The 18,524-nt window shown below is 57.3% G+C and carries 13 protein-coding genes and 3 pseudogenes; 3 read left to right on the plus strand and 13 right to left on the minus strand.

Annotation, left to right across the window (positions count from 1 at the left end):
• Positions 1-108 precede the first annotated feature (108 nt).
• From PcP3B5_RS25225 to ppa, 3 genes are all read left to right on the plus strand, one after another.
• A complete protein-coding gene (locus tag PcP3B5_RS25225; protein WP_009615964.1) occupies positions 109-768 on the plus strand; it encodes a DedA family protein in 660 nt (219 codons plus the stop codon).
• Between the two features lie 7 nt (positions 769-775).
• Positions 776-1,594 (plus strand): M90 family metallopeptidase, encoded by an 819-nt coding sequence (locus PcP3B5_RS25230; RefSeq protein ID WP_061562706.1) that lies wholly within the window; start codon positions 776-778, stop codon positions 1,592-1,594.
• Between the two features lie 82 nt (positions 1,595-1,676).
• Positions 1,677-2,207, plus strand: coding sequence for an inorganic diphosphatase (gene ppa, locus PcP3B5_RS25235; protein WP_009615962.1), 531 nt, complete (start codon positions 1,677-1,679; stop codon positions 2,205-2,207).
• A 618-nt stretch (positions 2,208-2,825) separates the two neighbouring features.
• Here the strand turns inward: ppa and PcP3B5_RS32670 are convergent.
• The 13 genes and pseudogenes from PcP3B5_RS32670 to PcP3B5_RS25285 form a co-directional block, all read right to left on the minus strand.
• On the minus strand, positions 2,826-3,107 hold the full coding sequence (locus PcP3B5_RS32670) for a DUF6966 domain-containing protein (protein ID WP_418323297.1): 282 nt from the start codon (positions 3,105-3,107) through the stop codon (positions 2,826-2,828).
• 222 nt (positions 3,108-3,329) lie between these two features.
• Positions 3,330-3,593, minus strand: a complete 264-nt coding sequence (locus PcP3B5_RS25240) for a hypothetical protein (RefSeq protein ID WP_061562707.1) — start codon at positions 3,591-3,593, stop codon at positions 3,330-3,332.
• Between the two features lie 506 nt (positions 3,594-4,099).
• Positions 4,100-4,470, minus strand: a pseudogene (locus PcP3B5_RS32395) (RHS repeat-associated core domain-containing protein); the annotation flags it as partial.
• 413 nt (positions 4,471-4,883) lie between these two features.
• A complete protein-coding gene (locus PcP3B5_RS31655; protein WP_145923946.1) occupies positions 4,884-5,195 on the minus strand; it encodes a hypothetical protein in 312 nt (103 codons plus the stop codon).
• Positions 5,196-5,596: 401 nt separating this feature from the next.
• Positions 5,597-5,926, minus strand: coding sequence for a hypothetical protein (locus PcP3B5_RS25250; RefSeq protein ID WP_061562708.1), 330 nt, complete (start codon positions 5,924-5,926; stop codon positions 5,597-5,599).
• A 393-nt stretch (positions 5,927-6,319) separates the two neighbouring features.
• Entirely contained in the window at positions 6,320-6,757 is a 438-nt protein-coding gene (locus PcP3B5_RS30420) for an SMI1/KNR4 family protein (RefSeq protein ID WP_070065514.1), read from the minus strand.
• Positions 6,758-7,178: 421 nt separating this feature from the next.
• Positions 7,179-7,542 (minus strand): annotated as a pseudogene (locus tag PcP3B5_RS32270) (RHS repeat-associated core domain-containing protein); the annotation flags it as partial.
• 1,024 nt (positions 7,543-8,566) lie between these two features.
• Positions 8,567-9,454 (minus strand): annotated as a pseudogene (locus tag PcP3B5_RS31165) (polymorphic toxin type 46 domain-containing protein); the annotation flags it as partial.
• Between the two features lie 321 nt (positions 9,455-9,775).
• Positions 9,776-9,997, minus strand: a complete 222-nt coding sequence (locus tag PcP3B5_RS25265) for a hypothetical protein (RefSeq protein ID WP_061562711.1) — start codon at positions 9,995-9,997, stop codon at positions 9,776-9,778.
• Positions 9,998-9,999: 2 nt separating this feature from the next.
• Positions 10,000-14,805 carry an RHS repeat-associated core domain-containing protein gene (locus PcP3B5_RS31170; protein WP_082816416.1) on the minus strand — a complete coding sequence of 1,602 codons (4,806 nt, stop codon included), beginning with the start codon at positions 14,803-14,805 and terminating at the stop codon, positions 10,000-10,002.
• A complete protein-coding gene (locus PcP3B5_RS25275; protein WP_043273225.1) occupies positions 14,805-15,542 on the minus strand; it encodes a DUF4123 domain-containing protein in 738 nt (245 codons plus the stop codon). Before PcP3B5_RS25275 ends, PcP3B5_RS31170 begins: the two co-directional genes overlap by 1 nt.
• On the minus strand, positions 15,532-17,574 hold the full coding sequence (locus PcP3B5_RS25280; RefSeq protein WP_061562712.1) for a type VI secretion system Vgr family protein: 2,043 nt from the start codon (positions 17,572-17,574) through the stop codon (positions 15,532-15,534). Before PcP3B5_RS25280 ends, PcP3B5_RS25275 begins: the two co-directional genes overlap by 11 nt.
• Before the next feature lie 116 nt (positions 17,575-17,690).
• The gene (locus PcP3B5_RS25285; protein WP_043269424.1) at positions 17,691-18,209 is read right to left on the minus strand and encodes an Hcp family type VI secretion system effector; all 519 of its coding nucleotides are present in this window, start codon (positions 18,207-18,209) and stop codon (positions 17,691-17,693) included.
• Positions 18,210-18,524 lie beyond the last annotated feature (315 nt).

Here is an 18,524-nt window from a genome sequence, read left to right on the forward strand (position 1 = left end):
TGCAACCTGTCGTGGGCAGACGCCTGCGACAAAGCGCGCCCCACGGCAACGCGGGGGTGCCTATAATGCCGGGCTCGGCAGTTCACCACGCGGTTTTCAAGGCGCCTCATGGATTTCAACCCGATCGACCTCGTTCTGCATCTCGACACCTATCTCTCGCTGCTGGTCAACAACTACGGGGCCTGGATCTACGCCATCCTGTTCCTGGTGATCTTCTGCGAAACCGGCCTGGTGGTAACCCCCTTCCTTCCCGGCGACTCCCTGCTGTTCATCGCCGGCGCCATCTGCGCCACCGGCGGCATGGACCCGTGGGTGCTGGGCAGCCTGCTGCTGTTCGCGGCCATCAGCGGCGACAGCACCAACTACGTGATCGGCCGAACCCTGGGCAAGCGCCTGTTCAGCAACCCGGACTCCAAGGTGTTCCGCCGCGACTACCTGGACCAGACCCACGCCTTCTACGAGCGCCACGGCGGCAAGACCGTGACCCTCGCGCGCTTCCTGCCCATCGTGCGCACCTTCGCCCCCTTCGTCGCCGGCATGGCCTACATGCCCTACCTGCGCTTCCTGTTCTTCAGCGTCGCCGGCAGCATCGCCTGGGTCGGCGGCCTGGTCACCCTGGGCTACTTCTTCGGCAACGTGCCCTTCATCAAGCAGAACCTGTCGGTGATGATCATCGCCATCATCGCCTTCTCCCTGGTGCCCATGCTGATCGGCGTGGTCCGCCACAAGCTGGCGCGCAACGGCAAGCCGCAGGCCTCGGAGCGCTGATACCGCGATGTGGTCGTTCAGCGCCTGGCGCCGCCGGCGCTTCCTCGCCCGCCACCCGCTGGACGCCCAGCTGTGGGCCGAGGTGCTGCGCCACCTGCCGATCCTCGACGGCCTGAGCGAAGAGGAACTGCGCCTGCTCGGCGAGCGGGCGCTGCTGTTCCTGCGCGACAAGCGCCTCACCGCCCTGCCCGGCGTCGAGCTGGACGACTTCCGCTGCCTGCTGCTGGCGGCCCAGGCCCAGTTGCCGCTGCTGCACCTGCCGGAGCTGAACTGGTACGGCGGCTTCCACGAGCTGGTGCTCTACCCGGACGACTTCCTCAGCCCGCAGAAGCACCGCGATCCGGCCGGGGTGATCCACGAGTTCGACGACGAGCGCAGCGGCGAAACCTCGCTGCAGGGCCCGGTGGTGCTGGCCTGGCCCGGAGTGGAAAGCGGCGGCGGCTGGGACGCCTACAACCTGGTGATCCACGAGCTGGCGCACAAGCTGGACATGCTCGACGGCGACGCCAACGGCCTGCCGCCGCTGCACCGCGACATGCGCATCGGCGACTGGTCGGCGGCCATGAAATCGGCCTACGACGAGATGAACCGCAAGCTCGATCGCCATCCCGAGGCGCACACCGCCATCGATCCCTATGCGGCGGAAAACCCGGCGGAATTCTTCGCCGTCACCAGCGAATACTTCTTCACCGCCCCGGACCTGCTGCACCAGGCCTATCCGAAGGTCTACGAGCAACTGGGGCTGTTCTACCGGCAAGATCCGCTTGCGCGCCTGCAGCGACTGCAGCGCGAGCACCCCGACTATCAGGAAACTCCGGCGCACTGAGCGATGTCTGTGGCTTGGCCACGGCAATCTGCCTATAATCCGCCGCACTTTTTCGGCCCGACCAACCCCCTTGGAGTCGTCCATGAGCTACAGCAGCATCCCGGCTGGCAAAGACCTGCCGAACGACATCTACGTCGCCATCGAGATCCCGGCCAACCACGCGCCGATCAAGTACGAGATCGACAAGGACACCGACTGCCTGTTCGTCGACCGTTTCATGGCCACCCCGATGTTCTACCCGGCCAACTACGGCTTCATCCCCAACACCCTGGCCGACGACGGCGACCCCCTGGACGTGCTGGTCGTGACCCCCTACCCGGTGGCCCCGGGTTCGGTGATCCGCGCCCGTCCGGTCGGCGTGCTGAACATGAGCGACGAAGCCGGCGGCGACGCCAAGCTGATCGCCGTACCGCACGACAAGCTGAGCGTGCTGTACCACGACGTGAAGGAATACACCGACCTGCCGGCCCTGCTGCTGGAGCAGATCAAGCACTTCTTCGAGAACTACAAGGACCTCGAAAAGGGCAAGTGGGTCAAGGTCGAAGGTTGGGGCAACGCCGAAGAAGCGCGCTCCTACATCACCAAAGCCGTCGCCGCCTTCCAGGCCAAGTAATGGTCGCGGGGTGACCCGCCACGAAGAAGCCCCGCCCCGCGCGGGGCTTTTTTCTGCGCGCGACGGGCACGCTCGTCGCAACGACGGCGCCTGGCGGAAAAGCCATTAGGCAAGCCCGGCCGAATTTGCTAAAGTGCGCGCCCAAGACGCCGGTCCCAGAGCCGCGTCCACAGCATTCAAAGGCGGTCGCTGCTTACCAGAAGTAAGGACGGGCCACCCCCTGAAGAGCCGGCCACAAGCCGGCTTTTTTAATGCCCGCGGGAAACGCCGGCCTTGCGCCAATTCAACTCTGGCCGCCCTGCCACCTCGGCCCAAGGTTACCGAACGCACCGGTGACGGCGTTCACTCGTCCCTGAAGACTGCGCTCCATCCCTCCCTCCACCTCACTCAGCCTCAACATAGGCCACCAAAGTAGCCATATGGATGACGAGAATCCTGATGCATGGCGACAGTGGATGCGGCGAATAGCGCCAGGAACGAGCAGACCTCAGGTAGAGAGCGATCAGTGACGGAAGGATAGTCGCACGACTCAGTAGTGGCTGGTCTCTTTCCTACCACAGCATGAACAGCACGTATTTAAATTTGAAAACAAATTAATCAACGCCCCAAGAGCAATGCTCATAGGCACAGCTGATACAGTCTTTCTCGCAGATCATCCAAGTTATCATTCTCTTTCTTTAAAATCTTTCCATCCTTAGACAAAACAACATCGTTAAGGGAGCCCATCCCTGAATACATAGACAAAATGTTACTCGCAACCGACTCTGGGTCAGAGTCAAGATTACGAACCTGAAGCACTAAGGTTCTCCCCCATTCACCCGCCCCTCCGTCAATCAAAAGTATAATCATCTGAGACGCTACATCTCTGATTGCCCGGGAATTTTCCACATCAAACGTCATTGTTTAATTATCTCTACGCCTATAGCCACGGCCTTAAATTAATTACCTGTGGAGTGCCGCCTACGTAGAGTCCACCTTGTCACCCAACCTGACCGACATATACCTCACTTCCTGCTGGGCTTGTGCCTCTTCACTCTGAGCGACAGACTTACCCGAAGCTCTGGTGTAATGCTCTCGGGCTTGTATGTTACGGTGCCTACACAGTGCTTTCTATATTAAAGCCTAGGTTGCAACTCCACGATCTCTCCCAGGTTGAATAACTAATAAATTATCTACCTCTCTATTTCTGCAGCGTATGACAAATGGTAAAGCTAAACCGGGGTTTTTTATATAACTTTCAAAAGTATTCTTGTCAATCTCAAAATACTCCTCATAATCAACCATTCCATTGCTTACTGGTATTGAGATATAAAACTTTCCTGAGCTTTCTTCTATTCCTATAGAAAATCGCTCATCCTTGTTGAAATAAGAATCATTAAACCTCATGCGTGTCTAACCTATAAGTCGACTGGAGAAATTTTTAACTTCGGCATGTGGGTTCCCCCAACATCAATTATTGCCTCGCTATTCCCAGTTGGCAGTTTTCCACCCGGAATCCAGAATTCATTAGCCCCTGCCTAATTCCCTGATGGAATTCTAAGATTAAGTTCTTGAGGGTTAGAAATATCAACACGGACCATCTTGTTACTTTCTAGGAAACCTGATGGCAGCCCAAGAGCAGTTTCTAATGCGGGCGCATTTCCTTGGGTAGACTCTAGTAGTTTATCGGCCTCTGTCTTAGGCATGACGAAAGATGTTCCATCACGCTGACCAATGCCATATTTATCCAGATTTTTCTGGGTCATAAATCTAGATGCACCGTTATCAAACTGACTCAGATGATTTTTTATGTATTCTGATGAAAGATACTCACTTGGATCTGGTCGAGCTCCTTTAGGAATTGTCGTAATTTCTTCAATTTTCGCCGTTGTCAACGGAGGAGAGGCGTTAAGACAGTCTCCATGTGTACTAGCCAACCCCAACGGATCCACCCACCCCGTCGGGTTAGGCACGTACTGGTAGTGGTTCAACCCACCTGCCAGCTTGATCGGGTCCGGGGTCAGGAAACGGCCGGTGTTGGGATTGTAGTAACGATGCCGGTTGTAGTGCAGGCCGGTTTCCGCGTCGTAGTACTGCCCCTGGAAGCGTAGCGGGTTGTCGATTTCCGCTACTTCCAGGCGGGCGACGTTGCCGTAGGCGCGGTAGCGGGCCGACCAGAGGATTTCGCCGCCGTAGCTGGTCAGTTCCTGCGGCGTACCCAGGTGGTCGAGTGGTAGTAGAAGGGCTCGGCCTTCAGTGGTCTTTCGCCGTCCAGCATGACCAACGACCCGACTCGTTGCCTCTTCACTCTGAAACAAGCTCACCCGAGGTTTTGTGCAATAGCCTCTCCGGCTTGTACGTCACGCTATCTACAACTGTGTTTTCCATATAAATCCCAGGTTGCAACTCCGCGATCCCTCCCAGGCTGAACCATTAACAAATCATTTACTTCTCGATTGCGACAACGCCTGACAAATGGCAAAGCCAAACTTTGGTTGCTCATATATAAACCAAAAGCAGCCTTATCTGCCTCAAAACACTCCTCATAATCAACCATACCATTACTTATTGGCATTGAAATATAGACCTTCCTGAGCCTTCTTCTCCCCCTATAGAAAATCGCTCATACTTACAAAAAAATCATTAAACCTCATACATTTCAACCCCACACCCACCAAACAATAAGAGCCCATAAAGCTAATAATTAATAACTTCCAACCTACCAAGCTTTTCTTCTAGCGCTCTCAACAGCTCCTCAGAATCAAGACCATCATTATCCTTCAAAAAACTCAGTATCCACTCAGCCCTCAGCTCTTTAAATATAACCCTCCACTTGTCTTGACCAGCAGTTTCTTCGCGGAGCACTCCTCCCATAAGACTGTGCCCAGAGCCTTCCAGAAATAAAAAACGTCTCAAAAAGGGAGAATAGGCAATTATTTTTGGCCATTCAGGATCATTCCCTCTTCTACCTGGAACATCCTTACTTATCAGCACGAAATACTTTTCCATCAGTTTCCCGGGAGAACATCGACCTTACCGAACTCTAGCACGCCGCCATACAGATACACTTTCACAACATCACCGCCCCATACTAACGATACACCTCAACGAGCAACTCAAGCTTTTCTTCTTCAGCACTGAATACTGACCTATAAAACTCCGAACCTGTACAACTTTTGATCATTAAACTACATGCCAATTAGTAGCTCAACCTACTCGCCAGCTTGATTTGGTCTGGAACCAAGAAAAAGCTGTTGCTGGGTTACAGTAACAATGCTGGCTTCCGGGCTATAGTACTGTCTTGGAAGTACAAAGGATTCTAGGCGGGAAATATTTCCGACATGTACAGCTTACCTCCACTACACTTTTATGCTAGAGCACTCTGCCTCGATCGCCATAGGAGCAATCGACTATTTAAACCTATGCACCTCAAGCTCGCTCTCAAGCTGATAACCAATAACATACTCAGAAAGCCCGGAATTTATAATATCTTCCCAGGCAGCAGGAACCATTCCAACTGCCTCACTATAAGGAACCCAGTTCACTTTGGAATATTTCTCGTCAGCCTCATCAAAATTTCCGCCGATCGACACAGAAGCCATTGCTATATCAGCAGTACAGTCTTCAAATTCACATGAAACACCGAAGAGCACCCCAGAAGGGGACTTAACAATTACAAGATATGCACCCTGCTGATAAGAACTAGCGTAAGCATCGGTAACGTAAAATATCTTTTCCATACAATTTTAAGTTTCGCAAGGACCTGACTCTAGTTAAGCTTCCCACAACTCGAACAGAATAAAGGCCTGGCCTCCCAGACTTCTAAATATAGAAATTTACTCCATTACTATTACTAATCGCTCAGACACACTCTGCAGCCAAGCTTGGATTGACTGAAAACACACTATGAGCCATAAAATCAAGTGGGTTAATCTCTGTGTAATTGCATATGGCTTACTCAATTTTACCGCCACTTCAACCTTAATCATCATCGAGAAAATTTAGAGTTAACGATGAGCTTTACCTGATACCACCCAGCCCACTAGCCAAAGTCCAAAAAATCCATCTACACATCGAATAAATGGTCTTCTTTATATTTAGCAAGAGCCTCGAAAACCTAGCCAAACTACAACTCAATTTGAAAGTGCAAACCTCGCCAAGAAATCAAATAAATTTCCACTACCAGCACTTCCCCAGGAAGCATCTTCGTGATCATAGAAGAACACTTCAGAACGACATTCCCCAGAGACAACAGGAAAACCATAATAGTCACCAGCCCCATTCTCGGAAAAGATCAGATACCCTGACCTCAAGACTGACTCACATGTATTCTTATTAAGAACATAAAACTCACTCTCACAATCTAACGAGAAAACTACCCCCAAAGCAAAATACCCCCCCCCATAGCTCTTCAGGAACTCCACATACTCTACAGGAAACTTCACACACAGTTGTTTCTCGGCAGCATTCACTGCATCAGAGTTCGCTAGCTTATCGGAGGGCAGCCCAAACCAAACAGGGTATTCACGAACCCGCTCAACGACCAGAGATTTGAAATCATTAAAATCCATTAATTCCCACCTCTATTATCATATATCCATTCTGGAAGCCTTTGATCAGCTCCTTGTTCTCTAGCTCTATACCACCAGTGGAGCTTCCGATCACTATCTCGCATCTCAAGAGTAACACCCTGATTATATCTATTGGGATGCAAAAGCTTATTCCCTCGATGCTCCGCTGGGATTATTTCATGTATAGCAGAACCAGGCATTTGATCCGCATGATGTAAATCCGGGCTGCCAAGCCCTCTCGGAGGATGTCCTAATAGTGCTTGTTTAAGATCACTTTCTGACCAATCTCCTTGAATTCGGACTGGCGGGTCATTAGGGCCATATCCAATTGATGCAGGTGTGGCTGGCTCCCCTAAATCTACCTTTACTCCTGCTGTGGAATCTCCAATCTTGCCAAGATCCTGCGCCTCCCTGCCCAGACAAGTATTCAACCCCAACGGATCCACCCACCCCGTCGGGTTAGGCACGTACTGGTAGTGGTTCAACCCTCCCGCCAGCTTGATCGGGTCCGGGGTAAGGAAACGGCCGGTGTTGGGATTGTAGTAACGATGCCGGTTGTAGTGCAGGCCGGTTTCCGCGTCGTGGTACTGCCCCTGGAAGCGCAGCGGGTTGTCGATTTCCGCCACTTCCAGGCGGGCGACGTTGCCGTAGGCGCGGGAGCGGGCCGACCAGAGGATTTCGCCGCCGTAGCTGGTCAGTTCCTGCGGAGTGCCCAGGTGGTCGAGCTGGTAGTAGAAGGGCTCGGCCTTCAGCGGGCCTTCGCCGTCCAGCATGATCAGCGGACGAAGCTGCCAAACTTACAAGGTGGCAGTGATATAAGCCGTCACTAATTTCGATCAGTTTGTTGCTTTCTAGAAAAGCTAATGGTAGCTCAAGAGAGGCATCTAATATGAGCGTATTTCCCTGTCCGGGCTTCAGTAACTTATCAATCTCTGCCTTAAACATGACGAAAAATTACCCATCACGCCAATCAAACCATACTTAGTCTTTCTTCATGAACTCAGCCAAATTTCTTCTTTACAAAACCAAAGAGAGAATTCGCAACACCACAGACAGGTAGAAAAACTCAAATTTATATTTATTCTTTCAAGAGCATCAAACATAAGCTCCTCCGAATCGCCCCTTGTTCTCCAACAGCACTGATATCCTCTACATAGAAGTTATCGTATTCAACAAGACTTAGCCGTGACAAATCCTCCCCTTAAATCTTTTCAAAAACGCATACGTAGTCGAACCATATTCAACTGATGAAATCGCATATATGGCTACCCATCGTCTTCTCTCAGGAGTCTCAGCAGGAGGCTCTTGGGCTATCTCAGCATACGCCCCCAATCAGCCCCATATATCTTGCGCCATATTATTCTTCAGTTCAGCCTCCAATCTCTCCGAACCAATACAGCCTAATGATTTAGATCTTTTTAGAGTGCATTAAAAAATGAGGACGAGTGGCGTGAAGATCATGGAAACATGGTTTGTAATTTATAATTCATTTAGAATCCAAATATGAGAAAAATAATAAACCTTATGACAAACCTGACAACCATGCCTCACACTGGCATAGAATCTCTGACTCACTTAAAGATTGCGAGATCAGCCGCTCTTTCTCCTGGAGCCTCCCCTCCCCTAACTCTATATAAAAAAACATCCAACCATCCCGCCCATCATTCTCAATCAGATAATTCTTCCCATTTTTTAAGACTCTAATTGACCAAGATGAAAAAAAATCCGGGTGATCCGAAAATAAAATCACCTTTGCACCACATTTTCTCACAACTTCATATAGAGCTTTTTGATCCATAACGGCTCCAGCTAATCAATTTTCTCAAAGTTTTCTTTCATCCCTGTAAACACCTGAGTACCGCCACCGCTAGATGGTTGGGAGATACCTCTAACAGACCATGTATCGTCGATTTCCTTCGCGGTCGACTTCAAGACTTTTGTTTTTTCATTCGTCAGATAAACCCCTTTTAATTTAAGTTCTACTGTACGAGCAGCACGATTTTCACCCAACGCACCTATCCCCAACTCCGATGGAGTTGTACTAGAACTTATTGAGTAATAGTTTCCCTGAGGCGCCCCCGGAGACTGGTATTGATAAACTCGTTTACCTCTATTTAAAGTCTCTACGTTTACCGACTGGGTAAAATCGATACCATTCAAGTGGCCCGGGATACTAGCCTCATCAAATCCTTGAGATAGATAAAACTCAGTTGCAACCTCACGTCTACCACGCTGAGTAATATCAGCTTGAAGATCGCCTGTCCGCTCATATTTTTCATTTAGTTCTACCCGTCTCTGTAGAGGGCAGTCGTTGGAAACTTGAGCCAACCCCAACGGATCCACCCACCCCGTCGGGTTAGGCACGTACTGGTAGTGGTTCAACCCACCCGCCAGCTTGATCGGGTCCGGGGTCAGGAAACGGCCGGTGTTGGGATTGTAGTAACGATGCCGGTTGTAGTGCAGGCCGGTTTCCGCGTCGTAGTACTGCCCCTGGAAGCGCAGCGGGTTGTCGATTTCCGCTACTTCCAGGCGGGCGACGTTGCCGTAGGCGCGGTAGCGGGCCGACCAGAGGATTTCGCCGCCGTAGCTGGTCAGTTCCTGCGAAGTGCCCAGGTGGTCGAGCTGGTAGTAGAAGGGCTCGGCCTTCAGCGGGCCTTCGCCGTCCAGCATGGCCAGCGGGCGGAAGCTGCCGGGCTGACAAGATAGTGGCAATATCAGTTGCCATTAATTTCGAAGAGATAATCCTAATTACCTCCTACCTCTCTCCTCCATAACCCCCACATTTATAGTAATTAATTTTACTCTACCACACTCAAAACATAATAATAGACCATTTTATAAAACCGGTCTCGAACCACGGAGCCAACTAAAAAGCAAGCCACCATATTCCGTCGCATTCAAGCAGTCAATTAAAAACCTACCTCCACTTAAAAGACAACCGATTTACCACACAAAAAAAGCTCCAGAAACCACACAGACATCCAGCTATAAAACTATAAAATCCCGCTCCAAAGCCCCTCATCCATACATATAAATAAGCTCCTCTATAACGCTCAATTCATCCTTTGTGAAGTTACCATCCCCTTCACTTCCAATGTATTCCAAGACACCTCTAATAGGAACCTGCCTGCTGGAGTCCTCGATAATTTCAACCAAAGACTCAAAGCTTGGCTTTGACTTATCAACATGGTCAGCGAGCAGCTTCTTTAGAGCCGCCCTAGACTGAGAGTCTGACATCATAACTATTTCTCCGGAAGAATATCCACACGATCAGCCTTAATATCTATAATCTCATCCGACTTGGGTATTAGTTGTCGAGCACCACCTTTCCCATACTTAGGATACGCCTCAGTAAACGGCTCCAACTCGCGCCCCTCGCCGCCATGACTATAAGGAACAGATACTTTTGGCTCACCCCTCTCATATAATTGAAGAGTATTAAATTCCAATCTTACTCTACCATCACTCCACGCTGGAAGGGGGTCAATTTCCGTTACGTGCTTAGGTGCTCTAATCTGGAAGGCATCCGTTACCGCATCTCCACTTTCAAATTTCTCAAAGCCGAAGTAGGAAAGACGAGCAGTTCCTGTATCTAGAGCTTGTTGAGCATACTTATTTACTGATCCATCAGCGTTTTGGTATCCCATATAACGATATCCTGTTGCAGGAAGAGTCGAGTCAGGACCAGAAGGACCAACGTAGAAGTCTGGACGAGGACTCGATGGAACTCCTTCGCTCCCCCCAATCTTAACCGTCGGGCTATCTACTTTTCCAAGCTTACTAGCATCGCTGCCCGAACAAATACTCAACCCTAAAGGATCCACCCACCCCGTCGGGTTAGGCACGTACTGGTAGTGGTTCAACCCACCCGCCAGCTTGATCGGGTCCGGGGTCAGGAAACGGCCGGTGTTGGGATTGTAGTAACGATGCCGGTTGTAGTGCAGGCCGGTTTCCGCGTCGTAGTACTGCCCCTGGAAGCGTAGCGGGTTGTCGATTTCCGCTACTTCCAGGCGGGCGACGTTGCCGTAGGCGCGGTAGCGGGCCGACCAGAGGATTTCGCCGCCGTAGCTGGTCAGTTCCTGCGGAGTGCCCAGGTGGTCGAGCTGGTAGTAGAAGGGCTCGGCCTTCAGCGGGCCTTCGCCGTCCAGCATGGCCAGCGGGCGGAAGCTGCCGGGTTCGTAGACGTAGCTGCGGTAGCGGCCTGCGCCGCTTTCGGCGACCAGGCGGTCGCCCTGCCAGATGAATTCGGTGGTCTTGCCGTCCACTTCCTTGGCGATGCGCCGGCCGAAGGCGTCGTATCGGTAGCTGACCTGGCGGCCATCGGGCAGTTGCACGCCCACCAGGCGGTGCTGGCTGTCGTAGCGGTACTGGGTGACCAGCTTCTGCCCGGCGCCGCGGCGTTCGCGGAGCAGGTTGCCGTAGGCGTCGTAGTCGTAGTGGCAGTCCCCCTGCATCAGCAGGCGGTTGCCCTGTACGTTGACCTGTCGTGGGTCGCCCTGCTGGGCATTCTGGGTCAGCAGGTTGCCCGCCGGGTCGTGGGCGAAGCTTTCCGGCAGGTCGCCGCGCACGGCGACCAGGCGGTCCAGCGGGTCGTAGTGGTAGCTGCGCGCGCCCTTGCGGCTGTCTTCGACGCTGGCGAGGTTGCCGCCGGCATCGTAGCTGTAGCGCCGCTGGTACAGCGCGCGCTCGCGCTGGCTGACCTGGTGGGCGAGAAGCCGGCCCTGTTCGTCGTACTGGTACTGGCTGAGCAGTTGGCCTTGCTGGCGCTGTCGTTCCCGGCCGAAGCTGAACTGGTGGCTGGTCAGGCGCTGGCCGTTCAGGTCGATGGCGCTGAGTTCGCCGCCCGCCCGGTGGCGGTAGTCGAGGGTGCTGCCATCCGGGAGCCGGCAATGGCTCAGCCGCCCCAGGGCGTCATAGCCGTATTGCAGGGTCGCCCAGCCCTGGTGTTCGCGGGTCAGGCGGTTCTGCAGGTCGTACTCGTAGGCCAGCGGCCATTCGCCGTCGTCCACGCCCACCAGGCGGCCCAGGGCATCGTAGCTGTAGTGGACCTCGCTGCCGTCGGGCTGCGTTCTGACCAGCAGGCGGCCCGAGGCGTCGCGCTGGTAGCGGGTGACGAGTTCGCTGCCGTCCTCGCCATACTCGGTCTTCTCCAGCAGGTGCCCGTTGAGGTCGTAGGCATAGGCGCAAGTGCGCCCGTCGAAACCGGTTTCCCGGCTGATAAGGCCACTGGGGTGGTAGTCGAGGCGGTACAGCTCGCCACGCTCGTTCTCGATCTCGCTGAGCAGCAGCCGGGCGTTGTCATAGCGGTAGCGCAGCTGGCTGCCGTCGGGGTTGATGCGCCGGGTGACGAGGTGCAGGCCACCGTCGTATTCGTAACGGGTCACCCGGCCGAGCTCATCGCGCTCCGCCGTCACCTTGCCGTAGGCGTTGTATTCGTAGGCGCGGCTGGCGCCCCCCGGCAGGGTGACCTGGCGCAGGCGGCCCAGGGCATCCCACTCGAACTGGGTGACGGCGCCCTGTTCGTCCTGGCGGGTGATCTGGCGGCCGAATACGTCATAGCGATAGCGGCGCACGCCGCCATCCGGCAGGCGTTCCTCGATCAGTTGGCCCAGGCCGTTCCATAGCAGTTGATGGCTGCTGCCGTCGGGATGCTGGATTTGCAGCAGGCGGCCGCGTTCGTCGTAGCGGAAGAAGGTGGAATGGCCGTCCGGATCGGTTTGCTGGATGACGTCGCCCTGGGCATTGCGGCGGTAGCGCCAGCTCGCCTTGCCGCGCTCCACGGCGCTGACGAAGCCGTCGCGGTACTCGAAGCTGGTGGGCTCTTCCTCCGGCGGCACCAGGGCCACCAGGTGGCCGGCCTCGTCGTAGTGGTACTCGGTCACGGCTCCAAGGGGGTCGCGCTCGGCCACCAGTTGCCCCTGCGGGTTGTAGGCTTTCTCGTGTACCGCGCCGTCGGGATCGACCTGGCGTACCAGGCGTGCGTTGCCGTCGTGGACGAAGACCTGGCGGCCGCCATCGCTCTGGAGCAGGGTCGCGGTACCCGCTTCGTCGTCCCATTCGAACTGGAAGTCCAGGGGCTCGATGCTCGACCACTGACGCACGCAGCGAGCCTGCTTGCCGGCGCCCTCCCAGGCCCAGTAGAAGCTGGCGCCGCCGGCCAGGTGGCGTTCGAGGATCACATGCTGTTCGTCGTAGCGGTAGCGCTCGATTTCGCCAAGCGCATTGTGCGCCTCCAGCAGTTGGCCTGCGGTGTTGTAGACGTAGCTGGCCAGTGTCTGCACGCTGCGCCAGGAGGCCTCCTCGGTGTCCGCCGGGACCTGCTGCTGATATTCCACGGCCTGGATGCGGCCTTGCTCATAGCGGAACGCCAGGGCCCGACCGGCGCCGTTGCTCAGGCGGCTGATGCGGCCGGCGAGGTCGCGGCCGACGTGAAGGCGGTTGCCGTAGGCATCGCTGATGGCGATCAGGTCGCCGCCCTTGCCGTCGTGGCGGAAGTGGTAGAAGCGCGGCTTGTCGCCCGCCTGGGCCAGGACGAGTTCGGCTGGGTCGGCGCCGATGAAGATGGCGGCCTTCGACAGTCGGTTGTTGATGGCGGGCCGCTGCCGGTCCGGCAGCGGGAAGCTGGTGCGGCGGTTTTCATGATCGATCCAGGTCACCTGCCCGTCTTCGATCAGCAGGCGATGAGCCAGTCCGTGGCTCCAGCCGTACCCCAGGCCGTGGTCGACCTCCACCGCGCTGGTGCGGTACAGGCGACTCCAGACGAAAGGCAGCAGGCCATCGAGGCTGGCATCGTCGAGCGTCAGCAGTTCCTCGCCGGTGACCATGGAGACCGGTTCGCCACCGGTGCAGGTTTCCTTGCACGCCAGGGCCGGCCGCTCGTTGGGCGTCGTGGCCTGGCGGTCGACGTTGGGCCGGGCATCGACTTCGCGCAGCGTGCTGTTCTTGCGCGCATCCCAGATCAGTTCCGCCTTGCCACGCTGGACACCGCTGGCGATGCCGCGGGCGGCCACCACACGGTATTTCTCGATGTAGTCGAGCACGCCTTCGAGGATGCCGAACACCGATTTGACGAAACCGATGACGGCATCGACCAGACGCTTGCCGTACTTGGCCAGGCGCACCGCCAGGTAGGCAATCCCCGTCCCCTCGACCGCGACGGTCAGGACGATGGCGATGAGGATGTCGATCAGCACGGAGACCAGGATGCGGGAAATTTCCTTGGCAGCCGTACCGGCTATCTGGCTCGGCGGCAATGCGGAAAGCCAGAGGGTCGCACTGCGCAGCAGCAGGTAGAGCACCGCCTCGTCGCTGGCCAGGAGCATCACCCGGGCCATCTTCTGCGGCGCGCTCTTGGCCAGGGCGGCCAGTTCGCTGGCCTTGTCGCCCAGCATGTGGGCGTACTTCATCGGGTCCTGGAGGATCTCGAAGATCAGCTTGATGCCTTCCCAGACATCCTTCACCGCCTGCCAGCTGCCTTCGAGGATGCCGGTGCCGGCGGCCGACAGCACCGACGATGCGCCATGGGCCTGCCATTGCGGCCTGAAACCGGCCCACTGCCCACGCAGCCAGGTCTCCAGTTGGTTCGCCAGGCCATCGTAGCGGCTGAACAGTTCGTCGACCTGTTGCGCACTGACCGCGGAGTTCACCTGGATGGAGTACCACTTGCCGGGCTGCCCCTTGAAGCTGGCCTTGCCGTCGTCGCCCAGGGTCAGGGTCTGCTGCAGGCTATTGTCGTCCCGGGAGCGGACGTCTACCTGTATGCGCCCCAGCGGCACCTCGTAGGCCGACTCGAACTTGCTCTCGATTTCCAGGATGCCGCTGAGCGGGCACTGCGCGACCAGACCGAAGTCGCTATCGCCCAGGCTCACCGACTTGCTGCTGGAACCCGCCCGGATGCTGCGCTCCATACCCAGCAGGGATGGCAGGTCCGTCGCGCGGCTACCGGCATCGGCCGTCCGGGCGTACCAGCTCTCGGTCATCTCGCGGTACCGGGTCAGGCTGTTCCTGAAGTCATTCAACTCCTGTTCGATTACGGCAATCTGGTCCATCAGTTGAGCTCCAGCGCCAGCTGTTCCAGCAGGGCGTTCTTGAGAGTGGCGACGTCACTGCCGCGACGGGCGAGATGGGCGATCTTCAACCGCAGGTTCGCTTCGGGCAGGCAGTCACAGAGGTCGGGATGTTCTTCCTGCAGCCATTGCAGGAGGTTGGCGGACAAGGTGCTGTTGTCCTCGCGCGCCAGGCTGTCCAGCAGCGCCTGTGGCGGCGTCCACCAGGGGAAGGGCCGCTCGGGCGGCAGCACCGCCTCGGCTGCCTGAAGGGCGCGGCCGTTTATCAGGTAGCGATCGAACATCGGCAGCAGGGTCGCGGCATCGGTACCGAGGAAAGTCAGGATCGGCAGGAGATGCCGTCCATCCCAGAAGCGGAAGAACACTTCGTTGCCTTCCGGCATCCGTACCTGGGTCAGGCTGCGCAGGTGCCCGAAGATGCGCTCGGGGTCGCCGCTGGAAACGGCCAGCCACCCCCAATCCTCGGCGTCGGTCTCGCCGACCCAATCGAGGAAACTGCCGTCGATTTCTGGTTCGACGAGATAGGGCATCACCTCGTGCCAATCGGCGTAGGGCGTTCCCTGCCAGAGCGGCTGCAGCGCCCGATGCATGCCTTGGCGGTTCCAGGCGCTCAGCGGGACGGCCGCGCTGACGCTGCTGAACACGCCGTACAGCCGCTCGCCTTCGGCCAGCGGCTTCGCGGCCAGCCATTCACGTGGGGTGAGGCGTTCAGAAGACACAATGGCCCTCCTTGCACTTCTCGCATTCCTCGCAGAAGGGCGCGCTGCGCTTGAAGGTATTGATCTGCGCCGGGGTCAGGAGGAACCCGGGCCGGTCGGCGTCAGCCTGTTGGAGCAGGCCCGGCAGCAAAGGAGCCGCCACGGTGCCCGTGCCGGGGCTGCCTCCACTGTTGAGCTTGACGTCGGCGCCGCTGAGGGTGACGCCAGCACCGTCCAGCTTGACGAAGCTGCCGCCGGCCTTGAGGGTCAGTTCGCTGCCGGCTTCCAGCACCACCTTGAGCCCGGCGGAGAGGTGGATTTCCTGACCGGCCTCGATGAACTGGCCACTGCCGAGCTTCAGGTGCTGGTCGTTGCCCACCGTCAGGTGGTCGTCGGCGCGTACCTCGACCTTGCGGTCGCCATGGGTGGTGCGGTGTTCCTCGGCTTTGAGCTCGCTGTAGGCGTTGGCCTCCACCGTGTCGTGGCGTTCGTGGCCGACGCGGATCTTCTGGTCGTGCTCGATGTTCTCGTCCCAGTCGCGCTGGGCATGCAGGTAGATCTGTTCCTGGCCCTTGCGGTCCTCGATGCGCAGTTCGTTGTAGCCACCGCCGCCGGGGCTGGAGAGCGTCTTGAACAGGCTGCGGGTCTTGTTCGCCGGCAGCTCGTAGGCCGGCAGGTGCTCGGCGTGGTACAGGCAGCCGCTGATCAGCGGCTGGTCCGGGTCGCCTTCGAGGAAGGTCACCAGCACTTCCATGCCGATGCGCGGGATGGCGATGGCGCCGTACTGCTTGCCGGCCCAGCTGGAGGCCACGCGCAGCCAGCAGCTGGTCTTGTCGTCGGCCTGGCCCTCGCGGTCCCAGTGGAACTGCACCTTGACCCTGCCGTAGCGGTCGCAGTGGATTTCCTCGCCCTTTGGCCCCGTCACCACGGCGGTCTGGCTGCCCAGCACGCGCGGCTTGGGATGCGCCAGCGGCGGGCGGTAGGGCACGTCCCAGGGTGTGGCGAGGAAGCGGTTGCGGTAGCCCTGCTGGAAGTCGTCCTTGCCGTCGCGGGCGTCGCTGGTGACCGACTCTTCCAGCACCTGCGGCTGCTTGCCTTCGTGCCGCACTTCGGTGAGCAGCCAGAGGTCGTTCCACTCGCCGCGCGGGTGCTCGCGCAGGGGCAGGAAATGGCCGCTGCGCAGGCTCGGCTGGTCGCTGCGGCCTTCGGCCTGGCGGTAGTCGGCGCGGTGCCTTTCCAGGCTGCGCTGGCTCAGCAGCTTGCCGCGCTCGCGGTCGGTGAAGCGGCCGGGGTAATCGTAGTCCTCGAGGTCCGGGCGACTGTCGCTGCGCGCCGTGCTTTCCAGTTGCAGCCTGGGCTTCTCGAAGTCGTAGTCGCGGCGGCTGACGCGGGCGGTACGGGTATCCAGACGCTGACCGAAGCGCTTGATCACCGGCAGGTCGGCGACCAGGCCGGAGTCCTGCTGGTAGGCCACCGGCGCCAGCTTGGGAAAGGCCGTCTGATCGTCGCCGAACACCAGCAGGTGCCCGTCGGGGCTGTGCTCGAAGTGGTAGTGGAGACCTTCCTCTTCGCACAGGCGCTGGACGAAGTGCAGGTCGCTCTCGTCGTACTGGGTGCAGTAGTCGCGCGGCGGGTAGACGGTGGGGCCGAGCTGGAAGCGGTAGGCGTCGGCGAGGATGCCGTGCTCCTCCAGTACCCGGGTGATGATCTGCGGCACCGTCAGCTGCTGGAAAATGCGCTGGTTATGCCGATGCGCGAGGTAGGCCAGGCGCGGCACCAGGCTCACCTGGTAGCGGGTCAGGCGCTTGCCGGATTCGCCCTGGGCCACCCGGTGCAACTGGCCATGGATGCCGTGGCCCTGCCCCAGGTCCAGGTAGGCGCCCTTGTGCAGCAGGCTTTCCAGGTCCAGGTCGGGACGTTCGCTGACCAGTTCGATGTCGAAGCGGTAGGGCTGGTTCAGGGCTTCGCGGCCATGGAATTCGAGCACCTGCAGGTCGCTGTCGAGGCCGTCGATATTCAGGCTGAAATGGGGCTGGTTGGCCGGGGCGAACATCCTATGTTCCTCTGCGCGGAGGGCCTGCCCGGCAGTTGCCGCAGCGCCGGCTCAGGCCTGGAAAAGACACATCGGCCGGAAACCCGGCCGATGTGAACAGCACGTGTCGCGACCGATCAGGAAGCGATCGGGGTGCGCCAGTCGTCGGAGCCGGAGGTGCCGGAAACCTCATGGGTCCAGACGATCTTGCGGTAGGTGAAGTAGACGTCTTCCAGGTGGGTGAAATGCGCCATGTTCGGGTCCTGGCAGTTCGGCATGCGCGACTGCACGTCGACGATCACCGCGTCTTCCAGTTCGATGGTGAAGTAGTGCTCCTGGGTGCCGGTGGAGGAGGTGCGGTACCACTCCAGGCGGCACTTGTTCAGGCGCTCGCCGGAGGTCAGGGCGTTGAAGATCAGCGGCGAGGACTTGTCGAAGACCTTGGTGATCATCAGCGGCTTGTGCACGCGCTGGCCGGTCGGCTGGCCGGACTGCGGGTCGCGCGGGATGATGACCTGGTGGTTGAACGCCTGGACCAGGACCTGGTCTTCGTGGCCTTCCTGGAAGATGTTGCCGACCGAGTCCTCGGTGAAGGTGCCGGCGGTGATCAGGCCCTGTTTGGTGCCTTCGAGGGACAGGTATGCGGGTGTTGGCATGAAAGCTCTCCTTGCCGTGTGAGTTGATGGCCCCGGGGTTCAAAACCCTGTGGGTGGCCGGGCTATAACAATTTGCGTGCCAATCACTTCTCAGCGCCCGGAATACAAGGCTTTCGATAAAACATCCATTGTTCTTGAACAACTCATGCCGCGATTACTGCGCAACTTCTTGCACACCACTGCGCAACTTCTTTCACACCAGGCATCCATCCCTACTCCCATCTGTTCGGAAGCAGCTCAACCCTTGCTTTCTCGATGAAAATCTCGGCAAGAATTTGCACACCTGGAATATCGCACCCCAACACACCAAGGCTG

It is taken from the genome of Pseudomonas citronellolis (assembly GCF_001586155.1).
Taxonomy (GTDB): Bacteria; Pseudomonadota; Gammaproteobacteria; order Pseudomonadales; family Pseudomonadaceae; genus Pseudomonas; species Pseudomonas citronellolis.

What these genes read in the sequence shown, in the direction of transcription:
- PcP3B5_RS31655 (WP_145923946.1), bottom strand. Translation starts at nt 5,195, where the DNA reads ATGGAAAAGTATTTCGTGCTGATAAGTAAGGATGTTCCAGGTAGAAGA.
- PcP3B5_RS25225 (WP_009615964.1), top strand. Translation starts at nt 109, where the DNA reads ATGGATTTCAACCCGATCGACCTCGTTCTGCATCTCGACACCTATCTC.
- PcP3B5_RS25230 (WP_061562706.1), top strand. Translation starts at nt 776, where the DNA reads ATGTGGTCGTTCAGCGCCTGGCGCCGCCGGCGCTTCCTCGCCCGCCAC.
- PcP3B5_RS25240 (WP_061562707.1), bottom strand. Translation starts at nt 3,593, where the DNA reads ATGAGGTTTAATGATTCTTATTTCAACAAGGATGAGCGATTTTCTATA.
- PcP3B5_RS25280 (WP_061562712.1), bottom strand. Translation starts at nt 17,574, where the DNA reads ATGTTCGCCCCGGCCAACCAGCCCCATTTCAGCCTGAATATCGACGGC.
- PcP3B5_RS30420 (WP_070065514.1), bottom strand. Translation starts at nt 6,757, where the DNA reads ATGGATTTTAATGATTTCAAATCTCTGGTCGTTGAGCGGGTTCGTGAA.
- PcP3B5_RS25265 (WP_061562711.1), bottom strand. Translation starts at nt 9,997, where the DNA reads ATGATGTCAGACTCTCAGTCTAGGGCGGCTCTAAAGAAGCTGCTCGCT.
- PcP3B5_RS25285 (WP_043269424.1), bottom strand. Translation starts at nt 18,209, where the DNA reads ATGCCAACACCCGCATACCTGTCCCTCGAAGGCACCAAACAGGGCCTG.
- ppa (WP_009615962.1), top strand. Translation starts at nt 1,677, where the DNA reads ATGAGCTACAGCAGCATCCCGGCTGGCAAAGACCTGCCGAACGACATC.
- PcP3B5_RS25250 (WP_061562708.1), bottom strand. Translation starts at nt 5,926, where the DNA reads ATGGAAAAGATATTTTACGTTACCGATGCTTACGCTAGTTCTTATCAG.
- PcP3B5_RS31170 (WP_082816416.1), bottom strand. Translation starts at nt 14,805, where the DNA reads ATGGACCAGATTGCCGTAATCGAACAGGAGTTGAATGACTTCAGGAAC.
- PcP3B5_RS32670 (WP_418323297.1), bottom strand. Translation starts at nt 3,107, where the DNA reads ATGACGTTTGATGTGGAAAATTCCCGGGCAATCAGAGATGTAGCGTCT.